Below are 19,984 nucleotides of genomic sequence, written 5' to 3'. Positions count from 1 at the left end.
GAATCCAATGATTGATTATGAAAGTGTGTCTCACAGACGGAACCAGCTTCGAGTGCGGCGGCTACAAGGCGCTCGACTCCGGCGGGGTCGTCCTCACCGCAGACAGGAAGCGCAAACAGGTCGTCGGCTACGTGCCGGCGGACGCGCTGGTCTACGTCCTCCCCGACGACGTGGCACCGGGCGATTCGCTCGCCGATGCGGACGACGGCAACGGAGACGAGCCCGAAGACGACGACGCCGACACCGATGCGGACGACGCGTCCGAAGGTGACGAAGACGAAAACGAGGGCGAAGCCGACGATGCCGGAGACGAACACGAGGCCGGCGACGGCGAGACAGACGACAGCGGCAGCGACGACTCCGACCGGACCACCGTCGAAGCCGGGGTCGACCCGGACGTGGCCGGCGTGACCGGCGTCGCCGACCGGGAGACCGAGCACACTCACGACGACCTCGCGGCGCGCATCGACGAAATCGACGGCCGAGTTGACGGTCTCGACGGCCGGGTGGACGCGATGACCGAACAGCTCGCGGCGGTCGTCTCGGCTGGCGGCGTCGATGCCGAGGAGGCCGAAGAAGCACGCGACCCCGAGGACCCGCGGAACATCCGCGGCATCGGCGAGGCGTACGCGACCCGGCTCCGGACGGCGGGCATCCACACCGTGACGGCGCTCCGCGAGGCGTCGGACGAGGAACTCGCCGCCGCCGCGGACGTGTCGGCGCGGCGGGTCACCGACTGGAAACGGCGGGCCGAGCGGTACGCCGAGCAACAGGCCGCGGACGGTGATACCGAACCGGAGAATGACGTAGACACCGAAAACGAGACCGACGACGCGACCGATGACGGGTAGCCGCCTGCACCGCACCCGTCTCCGGAATCGCGTCTCCCCGGTCGAGACTCGTCCCGCGTAGTTCCCATCGCGCGGGAACTGGCGAAGAGGGTGATACTGTCCCCGCCTAATCCCCAGTTGATGTACGACACAATCCTCGTGCCGATAGACGGGAGCGACTCGATGCAGCCGGTCGTCGAAGACGCCGCGGAACTCGCCGCAGAGCGCGACGCCGCCGTCTCCCTGCTCTACGTCGTCGACGAACGAGCCTTCTTGACGCTCGCCGACGAGCGCGTCGACGAGGTGTACGAGGAACTCAGGTCGCAGGGCGAGGCCGCGCTCACCGAGGCCGCCGAGACGATGGCCGAGTACGGCGTCGACGCCGCCACCGAACTCCGCCGCGGCGACCCGGCCGAGGAGATTCTCGCGTTCGCCGAGGAGATAGACGCGGCGCTCATCTCGATGGGCACCCACGCCCGGTTCGAGGACAACATCCTCGGAAGCGTCTCGCGGTCGGTCGTCGTCCAGTCGAAGATACCCGTGCTCGCCACCCCCATCGAACGACAGTAATCCGGCCGCGCCGGGTGGGCGAACACGTCGCACCACCGAAGCGGGTTCCGAGGTCCCGCGTCTCGCGTACTCTTCTGCGGTTTCCCGAGTTCGACCGACCTTCGAGTCTCGCCGCGTGCCCCGGGGTCAAACCGCGATTCAGAGCCGAAGGAGCAACAGGAGGACGCCGAAGAACGTCGAGGCGGCGCTGATGAGCAGCAGGCCGCCGCTGAGGACCAGCGTGCCGCCGTCGAACGCCGGGGTCGCCCCGCTGACGGCGACGTTCATCACCGTCAGGCCCGCCGAGAGGTCGGCGACGGGAGCGAGGACGGCGATACAGAACGTCACGAGACCGGCGACGACGAGGGCGTACGGCGTGAACGGCGGGCCCCGCCGTGTCGGGTGACGACTGGCCGGGTAGCTGCGAGACATACAGCACGTACGTTGCCACCCTAGTTTGGTACGTGTCGACTACCCACAAGGAGTGTGCGTTAGACCCGTCCTACCGCCGCGAAAGCGGGCTTCTCGATGCGTCGTGCGCGCCGGCAGTTCGTCCGCGCCGGGCGAGCGGTTTTCGGCGTGATTTGGGCCTAACCCCGGGCGGATTCACGACCGACTCGTGTTCGAGTTCGGAAAATCCTCTTTTAACCGCCCAACGACCGGACAGACGAGGAACGAATCATGAACAGACTCACAACGCTCGGGGTGGCGTTCGTCGTCGCCTCGCTCGTCTTCGCGGGGACGGTTGCCGCCGCCGGCGGCCTCGCGGCCCAGACCCACGCCTCGGAGACCGTCTACGCGACCGACGGGACCGCCGTCCGAGCCGCCGGCGGCTGGCACGGCCCGTTCAACGGGTCCGCGAACGAAACCCGATACGCCCCGGGCGACCGCCTGCAAGACCGCTACGACCTGACCGACGAGCAGACCGACGAGGTTTGGACGCTCGTCGCCGACATGCGCGACGACGGCGCGACGGCCGAGGAGATTCGGACCGCCGTCGACGAGCAACTCACCGAGTTCGGCGTCGACACGTCGACGCTCGCCTGCGACGGCGGTGGCGGCCCACGACAACACGCGGGCGGCCCCGGCGCACCCGGCGGCTTCGGGCCGCGCGGTAACTAACCCCCGTGTCCCTCGCTGACGCCCCCGTGTCCCTCGCTGACGACCGCCCCCCAACGCGACCGACGCACTCCCTCAGTCCCCATGCCGAACACATCCACTCGCCCGACTCCCGCCACACACGACTCCACTGCGGGCCGCCGAAGTCGCGGAGTCGAGGCCTGCCGTTTTATTACGTCCGGATTTGACGAGTTAGCCGGATGCGACGTGTGCTGTGGTGGCTTATCGGCGGGTCGCGCGGGGGACGAAACCGCCTGCGAATTATCCGCGCGCTCGACGACATGCCGATGAACGCCAACCAACTCTCGAACGAACTCGACCTCGACTACAAGACCACACAGCACCACTTGGAACTCCTCGTCGAGAACAACGTGTTGATGACTATGGGTGACAACTACGGAAAGACGTACTTTCTGACCGACCAGATGGAAGCCAACCTCGACGTACTCGACGAGGTGGCTCGAAAGGCCGACTTAGACGACGTGACGGTCGGAGGTGACGACGCGTGAGCGACACGTCCAACCGCGACCCGGTTCGGCGGACCGCGGTCGTCGTGGGCGTCTCGCTCGCCATCGCGGCGCTCGTGACGTGGTTCACGCCCGACCTCGTGGCGTGGTTCGCCCCCGACCTGTTCGGCCCGCACAAGCCGGGCGGCCACGGCGGTCCGCCCATCCCGGACCTGTTCATCCAGTTGAAGCTGTTCGTCTCGACGTACAACCTCGTCGCGCTCGGCTTCCTCGCGGGCACCTACGCGATGCTCTACCGGGAGCTGCCGAACCGCTTTACGCTGAGCTTACTCCTCTTTACGGCGGCGCTGCTCCTGTACGCACTCACGTCGAACCCGCTGGCATCGCTGTTCCTCGGGTTCAGAGGCAGCGGGCTGGGACCCTTCACGTTCCTGCCCGACCTGTTTGCGGCCGTCGCCGTGACGTTCCTCACGTACCAGAGTTCGGCGTGAGGAAGGCGGGGTGGTGTTCGGTGGTTCGGCGTTCTGGTTCTGTCGGCGCTTAGTTCTCGTCCGCCTCGAAGTCGAGCGCGACCGAGTTGATACAGAAGCGCTTGCCGGTCGGCTCCGGTCCGTCGTCGAAGACGTGCCCGAGGTGGCCGTCGCAGGTCGAACAGACGACCTCGGTGCGGTCCATGCCGTGGCTCAGGTCGCGCCGAAGCTCGATGTTCGAGTCCTCGGCGGCGTAGAAGCTCGGCCACCCGCAGTTCGAGTCGTACTTCGTCTCCGAGTCGAACAGCTCGGCCCCGCAGCCGGCGCATCGGTAGACGCCGTCGTCGCTCCGGTCGACGTGCTCGCCGGAGAACCGCGGCTCGGTCCCCTGTTCGCGGAGGACGCGATAGGCGTCCTCCGAGAGTCGCTCGCGCCACTCGGACTCGGAGAGGCTGAATTCGCTGTCGCTCATGCGTCGAGAGAAGGTTCGGACGCCCAAAGGTTCGTCGGCTACCCGCGTCGGCCGTGTGGCCGGCTACCCGCGTCGGAGGAACTCCGGCAGCCGAATCCGAGAGAAGTCGTCGCCGCCGCCGTCGAGGGCGGACGCCCGACCGACGGCGGCGGGGATGCCCTGTTTGTCCGTCGGCTTCTGCATCGTCACGTCGGCGCGACCCGTCGTGGCGGGCGTCGTCTCCTCGTCGACGAGCGCCTCCCACACGTCCTGTTTCGAGTCGTACTCCGACTCGTTGCGGGCGACGCGTTGTTTGCCCTCCTCGAAGGCGAGCTGGAGGACGCTCCGACCGTAGGCGGTGCCGGCCTGCCGGCGGATGCGCTCGAACTCCCCGCGGTTCGGGTGGCCGAGCGCGCTGGAGACGCCGAGGGCGTACATCCGGCGGATGGCCTCCTCGTCCGAAATCGTCCGCCAGTCCGTTCCGAAGACCCGTTCGTACATTGTTGTTACCTCAGAGGTCGACCTTCGACCGGGGGTCGACGACCAGTCCGTTGTCGGTGAACTCGAGCGACCGGATGTCGCAGTCGATGTTCGTTCCGCGCATCTTGATGACCTGAATGCCGCGTGTCATCCCCGTCGCCTCCAGATAGTTGTGGAAGAACACCACGCCGTGGGCGAGGAAGTGCTCGTCGGAGTACGACGAGGGGTCCGTCATCTCGGAGATGAGAAGCGTCGTGGCGTCGCCCTGCTTGAGCGCCGTCAGAAACCGCGTCATCTCCTCGGAGCCGTTGGCGAAAAACAGCCGAAGCAGCATCGTCGAGTCGATGACGAGGCGGTCGACCTGCCGGGAGTTGACGAACGCGACGATTTTGTCGGTGAGGCTCTGGACGCTCGACGACCCTCCGGTCTGTGAGAACTGATTGAGGATGTGTTTCCCCTTCGGGCTCACGAGGTTGATGAAGCGAAAGCCCTCGGAACTAGCGAGCGTCTCGAAGCCGAAGTCGAAACTCGACATGTCGTTGACGAGTTCGTCTTCGGTCTCGTGCATGGTGATGTACATACACTTCTCGCCGTTACGAAGTCCCTCGGCCATGAACTGCGCCGTGAACGTCGTCTTTCCGCTCCCCGGCGGTCCGCTCAGGGCGTACAGTCGGCGCGGAAGGAAGCCACCCTGAATGAGCTCGTCGAACCCGCTTACCCCACTCGGAATCCGCATGGTCGGACACTCGCCCGCCGTGTTATAATCGTTCCGGGACCGGTATCGAAATTGAGACTTCGAGACGGCACCGAGCGGCTGAATCGTCACTCGGGAAACAGTTCGACTTCAGATTCGATACTGTCGATGGCCGCCACGTCGGCCGCGTCGAGTTCCAGCGAGACGGCGTCGAGGTTCGCCCGGAGGTGGCGCTCGCTCGACGCCTTCGGGATGGGACACAGCCCCTTCGCGGCCAGCCACGCGAGGCTCACCGCCTCGGGCGTCGCGTCGTGTTTCTCCGCGACCGCGACGACTTCGTCCACGTCGCGGACGCGGCCTCCCGAAAGCGGCGAGTACGCGACCACGTCGTAGCCGCGTTCCTCGGCGTGGTCGAGGAGTTCGGAGCGCTGGAACAGCGGGTGGTACTCCGTCTGGTGAGCGACGAGCGGTGCGTCGAGCAGGTCGAGCGCCTCGTCCAACTCGGCGGCGGTGAAGTTGCTCACGCCGACCCCACGGGCGAGGCCGTCGTCGACGAGTTCGTCGAAGGCCGCAAGCGTCGCCTCGGGGTCGTAAGTGTCGATGGGGCGGTGGACGTACAGGAGGTCGACGGAGTCGGTTCCGAGCTTTTCGAGGCTCTCGCGGGTCGTCCGGCGCACGTCGGCGGGCGCGAGGCTGTCCGCCCAGACCCTGGTGGCGAGCGTCACGTCCTCACGGGGGACGTCGGCGGCCGCGAGCGCGTCGCCGACGACCGCCTCGTTCCCGTAAATCTGCGCGGTGTCGACGTGTCGGTAACCCAACTCCAGCGCCGTCGTCACGGCGGCGGCCTCGTCGGGCGTGTCGAGGCCCATCGTCCCGAGACCGATGCGGGGGAGCGAGGCGGTCATCGGGACGACGCTCCGCCCTCGCGGCCGCCGTCGGCCGCGGGGTCGGACGGTGCGGACGCGCCCGCCTCGCCGGCCGCGACCGGGACGCCGTCGAGTTCGAGCAGGTCGTCGAGGCCGGCGATTTCGTGGGTCGGGTCGGGCGTCGGCGTGTGGTCGGCGCGGTGGCCCCGACAGATGAACGCGGAATCGACGCCCGCGGCCTCGGCGGCGGCGATGTCGCTGTCGCTGTCGCCGACGAACAGCGGCGACTCGACGCCGAGGTCGGCCATGGCGCGTTCGAGGTAGTAGGGTTCGGGTTTCTTGCGGTGGAGGCTCGTCATCGAGGGCTCGCGGCCGTAGGCGGTGCCGAACAGGTCCGCGGCGTCGAGGTGGTCGACGACGAAGTCGATGGTCGCCTGCTGGTTGCTGGAGACGATGCCCATCGGGGCGTCGATGCGGCGGAGCGCGTCGAAGTCGTCGTAGGGGACTTTCCGGCCGTCGGCGATGGCCCGCCGTTGGGCGGCCGACTGGCGTTCGTCGCGGACGCGGAACAGCGCCTCGGGGTCGAGGCCGTAGGGCTCGGCGGCGGCGCGCACGTCCTCGGGCGTGACGTGGATGACCACCTGCTCGACGTGGTCCGGGTCGGGGTCCGAAACGCCGAGTTCGTCGAAGGCGTCCCACGTCGCGTCGCGGAGGGGAGGGAGTGCGACGAGCGTCGTCAACACGCCGTCGTGGTCGAAGATGACCGAGTCGTACATACACGGACTCCGGCGGCGCGACGTGAATCGTTTTCGCCTCCGGGCGCGGTCGCGGGCGCGAACACGGTCACCAATCACGCCGCGTTGCGAGTCTTTTAGCGCCTCGAAGCCTCACGTCTGACCGATGCTGGCTGGACTCACACGCGGGGTGGCGAGATGACTCGCGACGTGTGCATCGTCGGAGCCGGGGCCGCTGGGGCTGGCGCGGCCTACGCGCTCCGCGAGGCGAACGCGAACGTCACGATTCTCGAGAAGAGCCGCGGGGTGTGCGGGCGCGCCGCGACGCGCCGCCGACACGGCTGTCGGTACGACCACGGCGCGAACTACGTGAAAGACTACGACCGCCGCACCGAACGGCTCGTCCGCGGACTGGGAACAGAGGGGCTGGTCGACATCGAAGAGCCGGTCTGGACGTTCGACGGCGACGGCGTCGTCTCCGAGGGCGACGACCGCGACCAACACAAGTGGACGTGGACCGAGGGCATCACCCAACTGGCGAAGCGCCTGCTCGCGGAGACCGACGCGACCGTCGAGCGGGAGACGCGCGTCGCCGCAATCGACCACAACCCCGACAGCGGCTACTGGTCCGTCGTCGACGAGGCGGGGACGCGCCACGGCCCGTTCGACTCGGTGCTCCTGACGCCGCCGGCCCCGCAGACGGCCGGGATTCTCACCGAGATGGGCTGGGGCGACCAGTGCATGGTCGCGCTCCGCGAGGCCATCGGGAGCGTCGAGCACCGGACGATTCGAACCGTCGTCCTCCACTACCCCTTCGAGCGCGAGGAGCCGTGGTACGCGCTCGTCAACACCGACAAGACCCACCCGGTCGGCTGGGTCGCCCGCGAGGAGTGCAAGGAGGGCCACGTCCCCGACGGCGAGAGCCTGCTCGTCGTCCAACCGAGCCCCGAGTGGTCCGAGGCGCACTACGACGACCCGCTCTCTGACGCGGCCGACGAGGTCGCGGGGATGGTCGCTGGACTCCTCGGCGACGAGCGCCTGCGCGACCCCGACTGGGTGGACGACCAGGGCTGGCGGTACGCGCTGCCCGACGGCGTCGCCGACCGCGAGATACTCCGCCGCGGGGAGTCTCACGGCCTCTACTTCGCTGGCGACTGGACGGTCGGTGAGGGCCGGGTCCACGCCGCGCTCTGGAGCGGCGTCGACGCGGGCGAGCGAATCGCCGAGCAGTAGCGCCCGCGGACACAGTTCGACGTTTCCGCCGCCGGAGTACCGTGTCTGCCCCGACTGAGACGCCGTCCGCTGGGAGTGCCGCGAGCTAGCACGATTCGGGCGTGTCTTTTTCGTTGCCGAAGCCTAACGAGGAGTCGTGTCCGCGCTGACCGTCCGCATCGACCCCCACGTACACTCGGAAGGCTCGTACGACGCGCACGACTCGGTGGAGCTCATCTTGGAGCAGGCCGCCGAAATCGGGTTGGACGCCGTCGTCGTCACCGACCACGACGTCATCGACGAGTCGCTCCGAGCGGCGCAACTCGCCCCCATGTACGGTCTCGTGGGCATCCCCGGCGTGGAAGTCTCGACGGCCGACGGCCACCTGCTCGCGCTCGGCGTGGAGGAGCTACCGCCGCGGCGTCGCCCGCTGGACGAGACGGCGCGCTGGGTGCGCGAGCGCGGCGGCGTCGCCATCGTCCCCCACCCGTTCCAGCGGAGCCGACACGGCATCGGTCGCCGTCGGCTCGGCCGGTATCACGACGCCGCGGGCGGCGACGCCTTCGACGCCATCGAGACGTACAACTCGTGGCTGTTCACGGGCTACAAGAACCGCCGCGCCCGCCGGTTCGCGGCGAAGCGCCAGTACCCAGGCGTCGCCGGCAGCGACGCCCACCGGGTCGGGTACGTCGGCCGCGCCTACACGGAAATCGACATCCCCGACGTGTCGCGCGCTTCGCTCACGGCCGACGACATCCTGACCGCCATCCGCAGCGGCTCGACCGAGGTACAGGGCCGCCGGACGCCGATTCCGACGAGCACCAAACACTACGCCGGCGCGGCCGGCCGGAAGTCCGCGTACTACGCCAAGCGCGGGGCGCTCGGGAGCGCGCTCCTCGCCAAGAAAGGCGCGTTCAAGTCCGGCTACTACGCGAAACTCGGCGCGCTCAAAAGCGGGTCGCTGGCGAAGACGGGCGTCGCGCAGGCCGCGCGGATGCTCTACCGGCTGTCGCCGCTGTCGCGGTAGCGGCCTGATTCGGCGCGGACGGCGGCGCGGGCGTCGAAACGCGAATTTTGTTCTGTCCTCAGTCGTCAGAACCCACGAGCTTCTCGTACTGCGCGCCGGTCTGCTTGAGTTTCGCCGTCGAGTACAGTCGCTCGTGGTCGAACGGCAGGTGGTCGGCGGCGAGTTCGTCTATCTTCTCGTCGACGGCGTCGGCGTCCCGGCCGTGAATCATGGTAAACAGGTTGTACTCCCAGCCCTGCTCGGGGCGGCGCGGCCGGTGGTAACAGAGCGTGACGTACGGGAGGCTGCCGACGGCCTCGCCGCGGGCGTCGAGTTCGTCGTCGGGGACGTTCCAGACGACCATGCAGTTGTTCCGAAAGCCGGTGACGATGTGGTTGACGACGCAGCCGATGCGCTTGATACAGCCGTCCGCGAGCAGGCGCTCGACGGCGACGAGCACGTCGTCGACCGCGGCGTCGAGGGCGTCGGCCACGTCGCGGTAGGGCGTCTTCGTAAGCGGGAAACCGCCCTGAATCTCCACGAGCAGGCGGGCTTCGAGGTCCGAGAGGTCGCCGGTCGCGTCCTCGGAGATGCGGGTGGCGCTCACGTCGGTCGCGCCGAGGCTCTCGCGGGCGAAGCGGTCGTCGTTGACGATGGGGAATTCGAGGTCGATGTAGTAGTCGGTGAGCATCGGGAGGTTCAGCACCTCGCAGCCCGTGCGCTCCTCGATTTCGTCGAGGATGCGGTCGCGCGTCTCGCGGGAGCCGGCGGTGACGACGAACCACATGTTCCAGTCGTGGGCGCGGCGGTAGTTGTGGTTCACCTGCCGGTAGCCGTTGATAATCTCCGCGACCTCGTCGAAGCGTTCCTCGGGCGCGGAGACGGCCGCGAGCGTCGAACTCCCGATGACCGGCGGGTTGAGCACCGGCCCGAACCGCCGGAAGACGCCGTCGTCGCGGAGCCGGCGGACGCGGTCGAGGGCGTCGTCCTCGTCGATACCTAGCTCCGCGGCGACGACGCGGAACGGCCGTCGCTCGACCGGAAAGCCGCTCTGGTAGCCGTCGATAAGCGCCGCATCGACCTCGTCGATGGCGTCCCGCCAATCATCCGACAACGCGCTCATTATCCGGCGTTAGGAGTCGGGAAGCCTATCGCTTTCGGACGGTGTCGACGCTCCCGGGCGACGAGACCGAACGGGACGTTTTTTGACCGCTCGCCCGAACACAGGGGCATGGCAGTAGTCGAAAGCGAGTTCGGGGAATGGCCGCTGAAGCGTCTGATGACGGAAGTCGTCGGCACGGGCACGAAGTCCGCCGAGGACATGACCCGCGAGCAGGCGTCCGAGGCGATGCGCCGCATCCTCGCCGGCGAACCGGACCACACGACGCTCGGCGCGTTCTGGCTCGCCAACCGCTGGAAGCACAACAACGCCGAGGAACTCGCCGCCTACGCCGACGTGATGGCCGAGCACGTCGAGTACGCCGAACCCGACGCCGACCCCGTCGACTGCGGCGCGAACTACGACGGCAAGGGCACGACCGCCATCCTCGGCGTCGCCGCCGGCGTCGTCGCCGCCGCGGCCGGCACGCCCGTCGTCGTCCACTCCGGCGACCGCGTCCCGACCCAGAAGCAGGACGCCTACAAGCACGTCCTCGACGAACTCGGCGTCCGCACGGAACTCGACCCCGAGGAGTCCGCCGACATGGTCGACGACACCGGCTTCGGCTTCTACTACCAGCCGCGGTTCAACCCCGCCATCCACGCGCTCTGGGAGCGCCGCGACAACATGGGCGTTCGGACGTTCGTCAACACCATCGAGACCATCGCCAACCCCGCGAACGCCTCGGTTCACCTCGGGTCGTTCTACCACCTCGCGTTCGCCAAGAAGATGGTCAACACCTTCGAGGCGAGCGAGCACCACGACCTCGACCGCGTGCTCATGTTCCAGGGCATGGAGGGCTACGACGACATCCGCCCCGGCTACACGAAGGTCGCCGAGTGGACCACCGGCGACGACGGCGAGACCACCTTCGACGACTTCGACATCGAGACCGCCGAGTACGGCATGGACTTCGAGTACGACGACCTCGGCGTCGACGAGGACGACGTGGCCGGCGACTCCGCCGAAATCACCGAAGCCGTGCTCGCCGGCGAGCGCGAGGACCGCTTCGCCGACGCCGTCGCCCTCAACGCGGCGCTCCGCATCTACGCCCGCGAGGACGCGGAAACCATCGACGAGGGGCTGGAGATGGCCCGCGAGACCATCGCCTCCGGCGACGCGGAAGCCGTGCTCGAAGACCTGCGCGACTTCTGAAGTCGCAGTCGACTCGAACGCTTTCGCTTCGACACGCCGGTCCCTCCCGTTCGACCGACCGGCTTTTTTCTAGATGTCGAGGTCGCCGTCGGCCTCGTCGAAGGGGTCGTCTTCCTCGCCGTCGCCCTCGCCGTCGTCCAGCGGGAGCGCGATGCCGACGAGCGTCTCGCCGGCCGTGACGGTCGCCTCGCGGGCGATAGAGTAGACGAGACCCGCGCGCTCGGCTTCGACCTCTTGGAGCACCTCGTAGGTGGTCGGGTCGTACACCCAGCCGAGGTGGTCGCCGGGGCGGACCTCGCGGGCGAGTTCGACGTCCTCGCGGGCGACGAACAGGCCCGAGGCGGCGGCCTGCACGCGGCCGAGGTGGTTGCGATAGGTGCGGCCGTCCCACGGTTCGACCGCGCCCGAGAGGATGCCCATGTCGCGGCAGACGTTGAGGACGCCCTCGACGCCGGCGACGATGGCCGGCTCGACGAGCTGTTTGTTGTGGGCGAGTTCGGGCGTGATGGAGGGGATGCCCGCGTTCGTGGCCGCGACGCGGAGTTTGCCGTCGAAGCTCCGCTCGGTCCACTCGTCGTCGGCTTCGTCGCCGGCGGCCTCCGCGAGGAGGATGTCGACGCCGAACGCCCGCGCGAGGTCGCGGGATTCCTCGTCGCCCCGGAGGTAGACCGTGTGGGTGAGCATGTCCGGACTCCCCGTGTGGAGGTCGACGATGGCGTCGGCGTCGCTGATGTACTCCCAGAGCGTCGCGGCCATGCGCTGGTGCAGCGAGCCGTCGGGGTCGCCCGGCCAGACGCGGTTCATGTTGGAGTTGACGGAGTCGAGCACCTCGGGGGTGACGTAGGAGACGCGGTCGAACGTCAGCGGGTCGGCCACGGGGACGGCGACGACGCGGCCCGAGAGCTCTGCGCGTTCGAGGTGGCCGTGGAGTCGGCGGAGCACTTCGGTGCCGTTGATTTCCCGGCCGTGCTGGGCGGCCTGCACGTAGAGCGTGGGACCGTCGGTCCCGTCGGCTGGTTCGTAGGTGTGAACTGTCGTCTGTACCGGGACGCCGGAGGGTAGGCGAGTGAGCGTCACGGTCTCCGCGGTGTGCATATCCGACGCATCGCGGTGGGGTGTCTTGTAGTTAGGGGAGCGAGAAAGGCAGACGGAGCGGAGCGCGGCGGGGCGAGCCGCAGGCGTCAGTCCCGGTCGTCGAACGTGTCGATGCCGAACGGCAGGTACAGCGGGGAAATCCGGCCGGCCCCGGTCACGAGCAGGACGACGCCGGCGACGGCGACGAACGCGGCACCGAGCGCCGCGGGAACCGGGCCGAACCCGAGCGAGAACAGCCCCGCGTAGCTTCCGACGCCGACGACGAGGAGCGCGCCGAGCGCGAGGCGAACAGTCCGGTCGAGTGTGCCGACGTTTCGAATCACACAGTGATGTTTACTCCACACAATACATTACCCCCGAATCGGTTCCGACCCGACGAGACGGGGCGCAACGACGAGACTGCGACGAACGATTCAGTCGTCAGCCGGCGCGTCACCGGCGGAGTCGCTCGCAGTTCGCGCGAAGTAGCTGGCGAGGAGCGGGCCGGTGATGTTGTGCCAGACGCTGAACAGCGCGGGCGGCAGGGCGGCGGCGGGCGAGAAGAACGACAGCGCGAGGGCCGCCGCGAGCCCGCTGTTCTGGAGGCCGACTTCGAACGTGGTCGTTCTGACGCGGTCCGCGGACATCCCGGCGAGGCGGCCGGTGCCGTAGCCGGTGCCGAGGCCGATAGCGTTGTGGAGGACGACGGCTCCGATGGCGGCCGCGCCCGCGCCGAGGATGGTATCGACGTTGAGGCCGACGACGGCCGCGACGATGGCGACGATGCTCAGGACCGAGACGAGCGGGAACACGTCGAGGCCGACTTCGGCAACCTCGGGCGCGTTGCGGTCGAGCACGACTCGGAGCGCGAAGCCGAGGACGACCGGGATGAAGACGATTTGGACGATATTGAGAAACAGGTCCACGAAGCCGACTTGAAGCTGTTCGCCGGCGAGCGCGACGACCCACGCGGGCATGACCAGCGGCGCGGCCAGCGTGGTGACGGTCGTGATGGCGACCGAGAGCGCCACGTCCCCCTTGCCGAGGTAGGCCATGACGTTCGAGGCGGTGCCGCCGGGGGCCGCGCCGACGAGGATGACGCCGACCGCGAGCTCCGGCGGCAGTGAGAGAACCACCGTGAGCGCGTAGGCGGCGGTCGGCATGATGAGCCACTGGGCGAGCGCGCCGATGGCCACGTCTCGCGGGTGCTCCGCGAGTCGACGGAAGTCAACGGGCTGGAGTGTCAGCCCCATCCCGAGCATGATGAGCCCGAGGAGCGGCGAGATGTAGGGCGCAATCCACGTGAACAGGTCCGGCTGCGCCAACGCGGCGGCCGACGCGAGGAGCACGAGGCCGACGAAGTAGGTGTTGGCGAGTTCCGACAGGCGTTCGAGGGTCGAGCGGGCGTTCATTCCGACCGCCCTCCGTGGAATTGTGATGTCATCTCACACCACTCGGTCGCGGGGGAGAGAAACGTCTGTCGGTGTGACAGTCAGCGGTGCCGACCGAAAGACGCGGACCGAACGGAGTCGTGTCACCGAGGATGAAACAAGCGCCGCGTCGCCGGCGACCGACCCCGAGGCGGCACGGTTTTCACTCGCCCGCCCGACGGGTCGAGTATGAGCGACAACCCAACGGCCACGCTCCACACGAACAAGGGCGACATCACGGTCGAACTCTTCGAGGACAAGGTCCCGAACACGGTCGAGAACTTCGTCGGCCTCGCGACGGGCGAGAAGACGTGGGTCCACCCCGAGACGGACGAGACGATGGAGGGCGAGCCTCTCTACGAGGACATCCTCTTTCACCGCATCATCTCGGACTTCATGATTCAGGGCGGCGACCCGACGGGAACCGGCCGCGGCGGCCCCGGCTACACCTTCGACGACGAGTTCCACTCGGACCTCAGCCACGACGGCCCCGGCGTGCTCTCGATGGCGAACCGCGGCCCCAACACGAACGGCTCGCAGTTCTTCATCACGCTCGACGCCCAGCCCCATCTCAACGGCAAGCACGCCGTCTTCGGGAAGGTCACGGACGGCATGGACGTCGTCGAGGACATCGGCTCGGTCCCGACCGACCGCGAGGACAAGCCGGTGTCCGACGTGGTCCTCGAATCGGTCGACGTCGAGCAGTAAACGCCGCGAACCTCGGGACGACCTCGGCCGGTGGCACGCGCCCGGTCGCTACCCGCTCGCGTTCGTCGGGACCACAGTCCGACCGCCGGTCGACCCGTCGGCGCGGTCGAGCCACGCCGGTCGCGTGACCGTCGTCCCGCCGACCGCGTCGTACGCGAACCAGACCTCGACGCCGAGGCCGTCGCGGGTCTCGTAGGCGACGCGCATCGAGCGGACGAACCCGCTTTCTTCGACGACTGCTTCGACCCGATAGTCGCGCGACCGCGGGAAGTCGGTGCCGAGTCCCCGAACTCGGTACAGCGCGGTCCCGCTTTCGGCAGTCTCGTTCGTCACGCTCTCTACGCGCGTCACGCTCGTCTCGTCGGTCGAGAGATACCAGTCGAGATAGCGGGCGGCGCGGGAGGCCTGCCGCCCCGGGCCGTCGCGCACGTCGGGGTCGAGGACGCGGGCGGCGACGCCGTCCGGTTCGGCGGGCCGGCGGGCGTAGCGCGTGGTCCCGTCGGCGTAGGAGTCCTCCGAGGCGGTCGGGCGCGGAAAAGCCCGGAGTCGCCCGGTGCGCCGGACCTCCGAGACGTAGACGTGCGGGGCCTCGACGCGGACGACCTCCACCTCGCGGCCCGTCTCGTCGCCGGCGATTGACTCGCGGTAGCCGAGCGTCCAGCGGTACGACCGATTCGCCGCGGCCCGGCGGTGGGCCGCCGCGAGGCGCGTCGCGTTCTCGACGCCCGCGGTTGTCACGCCGGGGGCGACCGCCCGCGGCTCGGGCGTCGGCGTCGGCTCGGGAGTCGTCGCCGCCGGCGTCGGTGTCGACGACCCATGACCGCCCAGCGCCTCGCCGAGCACCGGTACACCGCCCGGCCCGGCGGTCACGACGACCGCCGCGAGTAGGAGCGCGACGAAGACGAGCGGCGCGACCGGGAGCGACGAAAGCCGGCGAGAAAGCGGAGAGACGACTGCGCCACCCGCCTCGTCCGCACCCCTCGCACCGACGCCGCGGTCATCGGCCGGGAGGTCGTCGAGGCGGACGCCGAAGTGGTCTGCGACGAGGTCGTCGCCGCGGCCCGCCGGGAGACCGTACCGGACGAGGTCGTAGAACTCGTCGACCGAGAGAACCCGGGCGTCGTCGGGGGCCGCGCGCCGGGTTCGCTCGGGGTCGCCGAGGGCGACGACGACGGTCGCCTCGGCGGGGACCGTTGGCGACGGGCGGAGCCGAGACCGAGAGACGACCGCGAGTCGCTCGGTTCGGTCGCCGCGGCGGGCGACGACCACGGACCCCTCGACGGTCGTCTCCCACCCGCGGGCGGTCCAGAGGTCGGCGAGAAATCGGCGGCGGTCGCTGGGGCCGGCGGCGCGAATCAGGTCGCCGAAGCGCGAGCGACGGGACTGCCGCATCGCTCTGAATTAGGACTCGATGGCGAAAGCATCACCGGGCGAGTCGCGGTTCGGTCGGGGTCGGTCGGGGTCGGTCGACACTGACGCGGTCGGGTCGGTTGCGCCCGCGCCGAGTCAGCGGTTCGCTGAGTGCTCGTACTCCGACAGGCGGGCCGACACCTGCTCGTCCATCGTCGCCAACACGGCGTCGAGGTCGCGGCCGTCGAACAGTTCGGACAGGCCCTCGGAGACGATGGTCCTGACGGTCGTGAAGGGGCCGACGCGAGCGCCGCGGGTGGCCGGGGTGTCGTCGGTCTCGGCCAGTTGGTCGAACGCGACCGCGAAGCCGGGGTGTTCGTCGAACCAGCCGTCGTCGCGGAGGAGGCCCCTCGTCCGGCGGTGAACCGGGAAGTAGCCCGTCCGGCGGTGCCAGCGACGCTGTTGTTCGGGGCGGGTCAGCCACGCGATGAACTCGCCCGCGGCGGCCCGTTTCCGGGATTCGACGCCGTCTGCGACCCACAGCGACGCGCCGCCGACGACCACGCCCTCGCGGGACGACCCGGGCGCGGGGAACCGGCCGACTTCGGCGGTGAACCCGCGGTCGGCGGCCCCCCGAACGACCGACGCGGCGCTCGAACTGGAGTCCACGAGCATCGCGGCGCGGCCGTCGAGGAACGCCTCGCGGGCGTCTCGTCGGGCCTCGACGCCGGGGTCGAACAGCAAGTCGTTCCGTTCGAGGTCGCGCCACCACTCGAACACGCGCGTCCCGACCGGGCCGTCGAGGTTCGAGGTGCGGGCGGTGCCGCTCCGGCCGTTGTCGGCGTCGAACAGACACTCCCCGGCGGCCGCGAACCACTGCTCGACGAACCAACTGTAATTCGCCCACGCCGCGCCGTAGTCGACCGCCCCGCTCGTCTTCAGCGTCGCCGCGGCCGAGGTGACTTGGTCGAACGTCGCCGGCGGGTCGTCGGGGTCGAGGCCGGCCCGCTCGAACGCGTCGGCGTTGTAGTACAACACGGGGTTCGAGGCGTTGAACGGCATCGACCAGAGCGCGCCGTCGTGGCGGTAGTAGTTGGCGATTTCGGGGACGAGTTCGCCCGCCGATGCCCTGTCCGGAAGCACCGATTCGACGGGGGTGAACGCCCCGCTGTCGAGGGCGCGCTGGGTGCCGACCTCGTACAGTTGCGCGATGGTCGGCGGCGTCCCCGACCGGGCCGCGGCGAGGGTCGCGTCGAACGTGCCGCGGTAGCTCCCCTTCGACGCGGTGTCGACGCGGACGCCGTCGTGGTCGGCGTTGAACTCGTCGACGAGCGACTCCAGGACCGCCGCCTTGTCGCCGGACATGCCGTGCCAGAACTGGACGACGGTCTGGCCCGAGTCGGTCGCCTCGGCGTGGAGGCGGTAGTCGTCGATGGAGTCCCGGAGGTGGTCGGCCTGGTCCGAAAGCGCGTCTATCTTCGTCACCGCCTCGGAGAGCGAGACGGTCTGGCGGCGCGCCGACCCCGCGGCGTCGGCCGCGAGCGCCGCGGTCTCGTCGCTTATCTCGCCGACGCCGTCGGCCTGACTCACGACCTCTTGGGAGGTCGCCGCCTGCGAGTCCGTGGCGTCGGAAATCTCGTGGAGGCTCCCGTTCGTCTCTTCGAGGTCGGAGACGACGCCGTCGAGCGCCGACAGCGCCTCCTGAATCGTCTCGCTGCCCTCGTCGAGGCGCTCGCTCGTGTCGGTGATGTCCTCGACCGTCGCGGCCGACCGGGTCCGAACCGTCTCGATGGTCGATTCGATGTCGGCGGTCGCGGCCTGCGTCTCCTCGGCGAGCGCCTTCACTTCGTCGGCGACGACGGCGAAGCCGGAGCCGGCCTCGCCGGCGCGGGCGGCCTCGATGGAGGCGTTGAGCGCGAGGATGTTCGTCTGCTCCGCGATGTCGGAGATTTTGGTCGCGATGCCGGTGATGTCGTCGATGTGGTCGTCGAGTTCCGCGACGCGCTCGACGGTCGCGTCGGTCCGCTCGCCGATGACCGCCAACTCGTCGATAGCGGTCTCGGCGGCGCGCTTGCCGCGGTCGCCGCGCTCGACGGCCTCGTCGGTCGCGTGCCTGATTTCGTCGGCGGAGGCGGCGACCTCCTCGATGGTCGCAGACAGGTTCCGCATCTCGTCTGCGACCTCCTCGACGCTCTCGCTTTGCCGGCGCGCGCCCGCCGCGATGCCGTCGACGGAGGCGGCGACCGACCGGCTCTCCTCGCGGCTCTCCTCGGCGGCGTCGGCCACGATTCGGGTCGACGCCGAGACCTGGTCTGCGAAGGCGTCGACGTTCCGCATGGCGGTCTGCCACTCCTCGAACAGTTCGTTGAGGAGGCGGCCGTGACGCGCGAGCGCCGGGTCGTCGGGAACGTCGACGCGGACCGTCAGGTCGCCCTCGATGCAGCGCTCGATGGCCGCGGAGAAGTCGTCGAGACCGTCGAGCGCGGCGGCGTCCGGGGCCGACGACGCGGCGACATCGTCGGCGGGAGACTCCCCGCGTCCCGATTCGACGGCGACCGAGGGAGTGCCCCCGCCGTCGCTTCGCGCGTCGTCGACGCGCGCCGTCTCGTCTGCGGCGTCCGATTCGGATTCGTCGTCGGTCGCGCGTGCGCCGAGCGCGGCCCGGACGGAGGCGCGAACCGACGACGCTCGTCTCCGGAGCTGGCTGTCGTCGTCCATTGGTCCAGAAGATTTCTGGTGAGTGATAAGACCACGCTCTCGGGTATCATATCTGAGAACGAATTCGTGACTGGTACTGTGTCTATCGATGATTCATGTGACGGGAGTATCCCACTGTTACGTGATACCACGGATAGAATACGGTACGCCCGCTTGCTGTCGCTCGGATTCGAAGCACGACAAGCGGGCTTCGACAGATGTACCAGAAGTTCGAGGCGTCTCGCGGGTTCCGGGGCGCGCCGTCGCCGCGCGACCGACAGCGCAAAGACCACCGCGCGGTAAGGGCCGACGATGAGCGAGGAGTCCGACCGTCCGAAGCCGAGCGACTTCGGAACCGACGAGAACGCCCCGCCGGTCGAGGAAAAGCCCTACAAGATAATCTTCGAGGCGAACAAGTGCTTCGGGGCCGGCCGGTGCGCGGAGGTCGCCGACAACTGGGAGATGGACCTCGAAACCGGCCTCGCCCGAGCCAAATCGTACTTCGTCGGTGAGGACGAACTCGACGAAAACGTCGAGGCGGCGGAGGTCTGCCCGGCGAAGAAGGGTCGCGGCGTCATCCACGTCATCGACCGCCGAACCGACGAGGAGCTCTCGCCGGACCCCCACGGCGACGGGACGCTCTCGGTCGACTGGTAAAGCGAAAGCACTTTTCTCCCCCTCGAAGAACGGAAGAGTGCGCGGGGGTGGCTGAGCCAGGCCAAAAGCGGCGGACTTAAGATCCGCTCCCGTAGGGGTTCGCGAGTTCGAATCTCGTCCCCCGCATTTTCGTCGCCGAGCGACGGTGAACCGAGCGACGCGTTCCCGCTTCGTCTCTGTCGCCCGGGTCCTCGTGAGACCGCCGACCACGTTATCTCGGTTCCCCGCCAACTGGTACGAATGGCTTCGACGCGTAGACACCGCTATTCGGAGGGACAGGGGTTCGGAGACCCCTACGACGGGTTCGGCCTCGACCCGCCGACGTATCGGGTCAACGGGCGACTCGTCGACCCGATGGACGACCACGTTCTCAGCGAGTTCGTGGACGCGGCGGGAATCGACCCCGAGGGGTCGACCCGGCGGCGCTCGTCGAGGTCGGACTGGCCTACGTCGCCATCGAGGAGTACGAGCAGGCTATCGACAGTTTCGGCCGGGCGGTCGCTTACGCCGACGCGGACGCCTCTGACGCCCGGGCGTGAGAGAGGGAGGCGAGTAGGGCCGCACCCGCAAATATTTTGACAGTTCGGATAATGAGTTGTAATTAGACCGTGTCACCCGGACTCCTCATCACGCGTTTCGACGCCACGCTCCTCGGCATGGCCGTCTGTCTCCTCGCCGGGGCCGTCGCCGGCGTCCTGTCCGCGCTGCCGACGGCGCTGGCCGCGGGCGGCGGTGCGACCGGGGCCGCCGCCCTCGCACTCGGGGTCACCGTGAGCGAACTGTAACGATTCACGGAACTCGTCCTTCGGTGAGAGCGGCGCATATCGGGTCCCCTCTGCTATCAGAACTGATAGTTAGCGGGACAACGCTTTACGT

At 68.8% G+C, this 19,984-nt stretch carries 23 protein-coding genes and 1 tRNA gene; 12 read left to right on the top strand and 12 right to left on the bottom strand.

The window, feature by feature from the left end:
* Positions 1–17 precede the first annotated feature (17 nt).
* Positions 18–851: a helix-hairpin-helix domain-containing protein gene (locus tag HVO_RS15470; protein WP_004042129.1), complete on the top strand. Its 834-nt coding sequence runs from the start codon at positions 18–20 to the stop codon at positions 849–851.
* A gap of 120 nt (positions 852–971) precedes the next feature.
* Positions 972–1,400, top strand: coding sequence for a universal stress protein (locus HVO_RS15465; RefSeq protein WP_004042128.1), 429 nt, complete (start codon positions 972–974; stop codon positions 1,398–1,400).
* 138 nt (positions 1,401–1,538) lie between these two features.
* On the opposite strand, the gene HVO_RS15460 is transcribed toward HVO_RS15465, so the two are convergent.
* Positions 1,539–1,811, bottom strand: a complete 273-nt coding sequence (locus tag HVO_RS15460; protein WP_004042127.1) for a hypothetical protein — start codon at positions 1,809–1,811, stop codon at positions 1,539–1,541.
* Between the two features lie 249 nt (positions 1,812–2,060).
* Between HVO_RS15460 and HVO_RS15455 the strand changes: the two genes are divergently transcribed.
* The 3 genes from HVO_RS15455 to HVO_RS15445 all read left to right on the top strand — a co-directional run bounded on the left by HVO_RS15455 (position 2,061) and on the right by HVO_RS15445 (position 3,456).
* On the top strand, positions 2,061–2,501 hold the full coding sequence (locus tag HVO_RS15455) for a hypothetical protein (protein ID WP_004042126.1): 441 nt from the start codon (positions 2,061–2,063) through the stop codon (positions 2,499–2,501).
* 206 nt (positions 2,502–2,707) lie between these two features.
* Complete coding sequence (locus HVO_RS15450) at positions 2,708–3,007, top strand: winged helix-turn-helix domain-containing protein (RefSeq protein WP_004042125.1); 300 nt, start codon at positions 2,708–2,710, stop codon at positions 3,005–3,007.
* Positions 3,004–3,456, top strand: a complete 453-nt coding sequence (locus HVO_RS15445; RefSeq protein ID WP_004042124.1) for a hypothetical protein — start codon at positions 3,004–3,006, stop codon at positions 3,454–3,456. Before HVO_RS15450 ends, HVO_RS15445 begins: the two co-directional genes overlap by 4 nt.
* 49 nt (positions 3,457–3,505) lie before the next feature.
* Here the strand turns inward: HVO_RS15445 and msrB are convergent, their stop codons facing one another.
* The 5 genes from msrB to HVO_RS15420 form a co-directional block, all read right to left on the bottom strand.
* Positions 3,506–3,907 (bottom strand): peptide-methionine (R)-S-oxide reductase MsrB, encoded by a 402-nt coding sequence (gene msrB / locus HVO_RS15440; RefSeq protein WP_004042123.1) that lies wholly within the window; start codon positions 3,905–3,907, stop codon positions 3,506–3,508.
* A 63-nt stretch (positions 3,908–3,970) separates the two neighbouring features.
* Positions 3,971–4,387, bottom strand: a complete 417-nt coding sequence (locus tag HVO_RS15435; protein ID WP_004042122.1) for a hypothetical protein — start codon at positions 4,385–4,387, stop codon at positions 3,971–3,973.
* Positions 4,388–4,397: 10 nt separating this feature from the next.
* Positions 4,398–5,102 (bottom strand): RAD55 family ATPase, encoded by a 705-nt coding sequence (locus HVO_RS15430; RefSeq protein WP_004042121.1) that lies wholly within the window; start codon positions 5,100–5,102, stop codon positions 4,398–4,400.
* Between the two features lie 86 nt (positions 5,103–5,188).
* Entirely contained in the window at positions 5,189–5,965 is a 777-nt protein-coding gene (locus HVO_RS15425; protein ID WP_004042120.1) for an aldo/keto reductase, read from the bottom strand.
* Entirely contained in the window at positions 5,962–6,702 is a 741-nt protein-coding gene (locus HVO_RS15420) for an HAD family hydrolase (RefSeq protein ID WP_004042119.1), read from the bottom strand. Before HVO_RS15420 ends, HVO_RS15425 begins: the two co-directional genes overlap by 4 nt.
* Before the next feature lie 156 nt (positions 6,703–6,858).
* On the opposite strand from HVO_RS15420, the gene HVO_RS15415 reads away from it, so the two are divergent.
* On the top strand, positions 6,859–7,893 hold the full coding sequence (locus HVO_RS15415; protein WP_004042118.1) for an NAD(P)/FAD-dependent oxidoreductase: 1,035 nt from the start codon (positions 6,859–6,861) through the stop codon (positions 7,891–7,893).
* A 136-nt stretch (positions 7,894–8,029) separates the two neighbouring features.
* Positions 8,030–8,899, top strand: a complete 870-nt coding sequence (locus HVO_RS15410; protein WP_004042117.1) for a CehA/McbA family metallohydrolase — start codon at positions 8,030–8,032, stop codon at positions 8,897–8,899.
* Between the two features lie 58 nt (positions 8,900–8,957).
* Here the strand turns inward: HVO_RS15410 and ahbB are convergent, their stop codons facing one another.
* Positions 8,958–10,001: a siroheme decarboxylase subunit beta gene (gene ahbB, locus HVO_RS15405; RefSeq protein WP_013035262.1), complete on the bottom strand. Its 1,044-nt coding sequence runs from the start codon at positions 9,999–10,001 to the stop codon at positions 8,958–8,960.
* Positions 10,002–10,109: 108 nt separating this feature from the next.
* On the opposite strand from ahbB, the gene HVO_RS15400 reads away from it, so the two are divergent.
* Positions 10,110–11,192 carry an anthranilate phosphoribosyltransferase gene (locus HVO_RS15400; RefSeq protein ID WP_004042115.1) on the top strand — a complete coding sequence of 361 codons (1,083 nt, stop codon included), beginning with the start codon at positions 10,110–10,112 and terminating at the stop codon, positions 11,190–11,192.
* A 69-nt stretch (positions 11,193–11,261) separates the two neighbouring features.
* Here the strand turns inward: HVO_RS15400 and HVO_RS15395 are convergent, their stop codons facing one another.
* The 3 genes from HVO_RS15395 to HVO_RS15385 all read right to left on the bottom strand — a co-directional run bounded on the left by HVO_RS15395 (position 11,262) and on the right by HVO_RS15385 (position 13,678).
* Positions 11,262–12,287 (bottom strand): succinylglutamate desuccinylase/aspartoacylase family protein, encoded by a 1,026-nt coding sequence (locus HVO_RS15395; protein ID WP_004042114.1) that lies wholly within the window; start codon positions 12,285–12,287, stop codon positions 11,262–11,264.
* 86 nt (positions 12,288–12,373) lie between these two features.
* Complete coding sequence (locus tag HVO_RS15390) at positions 12,374–12,610, bottom strand: YgaP family membrane protein (RefSeq protein ID WP_004042113.1); 237 nt, start codon at positions 12,608–12,610, stop codon at positions 12,374–12,376.
* A gap of 90 nt (positions 12,611–12,700) precedes the next feature.
* A complete protein-coding gene (locus tag HVO_RS15385; RefSeq protein ID WP_004042112.1) occupies positions 12,701–13,678 on the bottom strand; it encodes a bile acid:sodium symporter family protein in 978 nt (325 codons plus the stop codon).
* Between the two features lie 207 nt (positions 13,679–13,885).
* On the opposite strand from HVO_RS15385, the gene HVO_RS15380 reads away from it, so the two are divergent.
* Positions 13,886–14,404, top strand: a complete 519-nt coding sequence (locus HVO_RS15380) for a peptidylprolyl isomerase (protein ID WP_004042111.1) — start codon at positions 13,886–13,888, stop codon at positions 14,402–14,404.
* A 48-nt stretch (positions 14,405–14,452) separates the two neighbouring features.
* Here the strand turns inward: HVO_RS15380 and HVO_RS15375 are convergent, their stop codons facing one another.
* Together HVO_RS15375 and HVO_RS15370 are read right to left on the bottom strand one after the other, a co-directional pair.
* Positions 14,453–15,796, bottom strand: coding sequence for a hypothetical protein (locus HVO_RS15375; RefSeq protein ID WP_004042110.1), 1,344 nt, complete (start codon positions 15,794–15,796; stop codon positions 14,453–14,455).
* Positions 15,797–15,910: 114 nt separating this feature from the next.
* A complete protein-coding gene (locus tag HVO_RS15370; RefSeq protein WP_004042109.1) occupies positions 15,911–18,472 on the bottom strand; it encodes a methyl-accepting chemotaxis protein in 2,562 nt (853 codons plus the stop codon).
* A gap of 291 nt (positions 18,473–18,763) precedes the next feature.
* Here HVO_RS15370 and HVO_RS15365 point away from each other — a divergent pair, with 291 nt between their 5' ends.
* The 3 genes from HVO_RS15365 (at position 18,764) to HVO_RS21050 (ending at position 19,893) form a co-directional block, all read left to right on the top strand.
* The gene (locus tag HVO_RS15365) at positions 18,764–19,108 is read left to right on the top strand and encodes a ferredoxin (RefSeq protein WP_004042108.1); all 345 of its coding nucleotides are present in this window, start codon (positions 18,764–18,766) and stop codon (positions 19,106–19,108) included.
* A gap of 41 nt (positions 19,109–19,149) precedes the next feature.
* A tRNA-Leu gene (locus HVO_RS15360) sits at positions 19,150–19,234 on the top strand.
* 482 nt (positions 19,235–19,716) lie between these two features.
* On the top strand, positions 19,717–19,893 hold the full coding sequence (locus HVO_RS21050) for a hypothetical protein (RefSeq protein ID WP_004042107.1): 177 nt from the start codon (positions 19,717–19,719) through the stop codon (positions 19,891–19,893).
* Positions 19,894–19,984 lie beyond the last annotated feature (91 nt).

This window comes from Haloferax volcanii DS2 (assembly GCF_000025685.1).
GTDB classification, from domain to species: Archaea; Halobacteriota; Halobacteria; order Halobacteriales; family Haloferacaceae; genus Haloferax; species Haloferax volcanii.
Note: the sequence above shows the minus strand (reverse complement) of the source record. Positions and strands in the feature narration are given on the sequence as shown.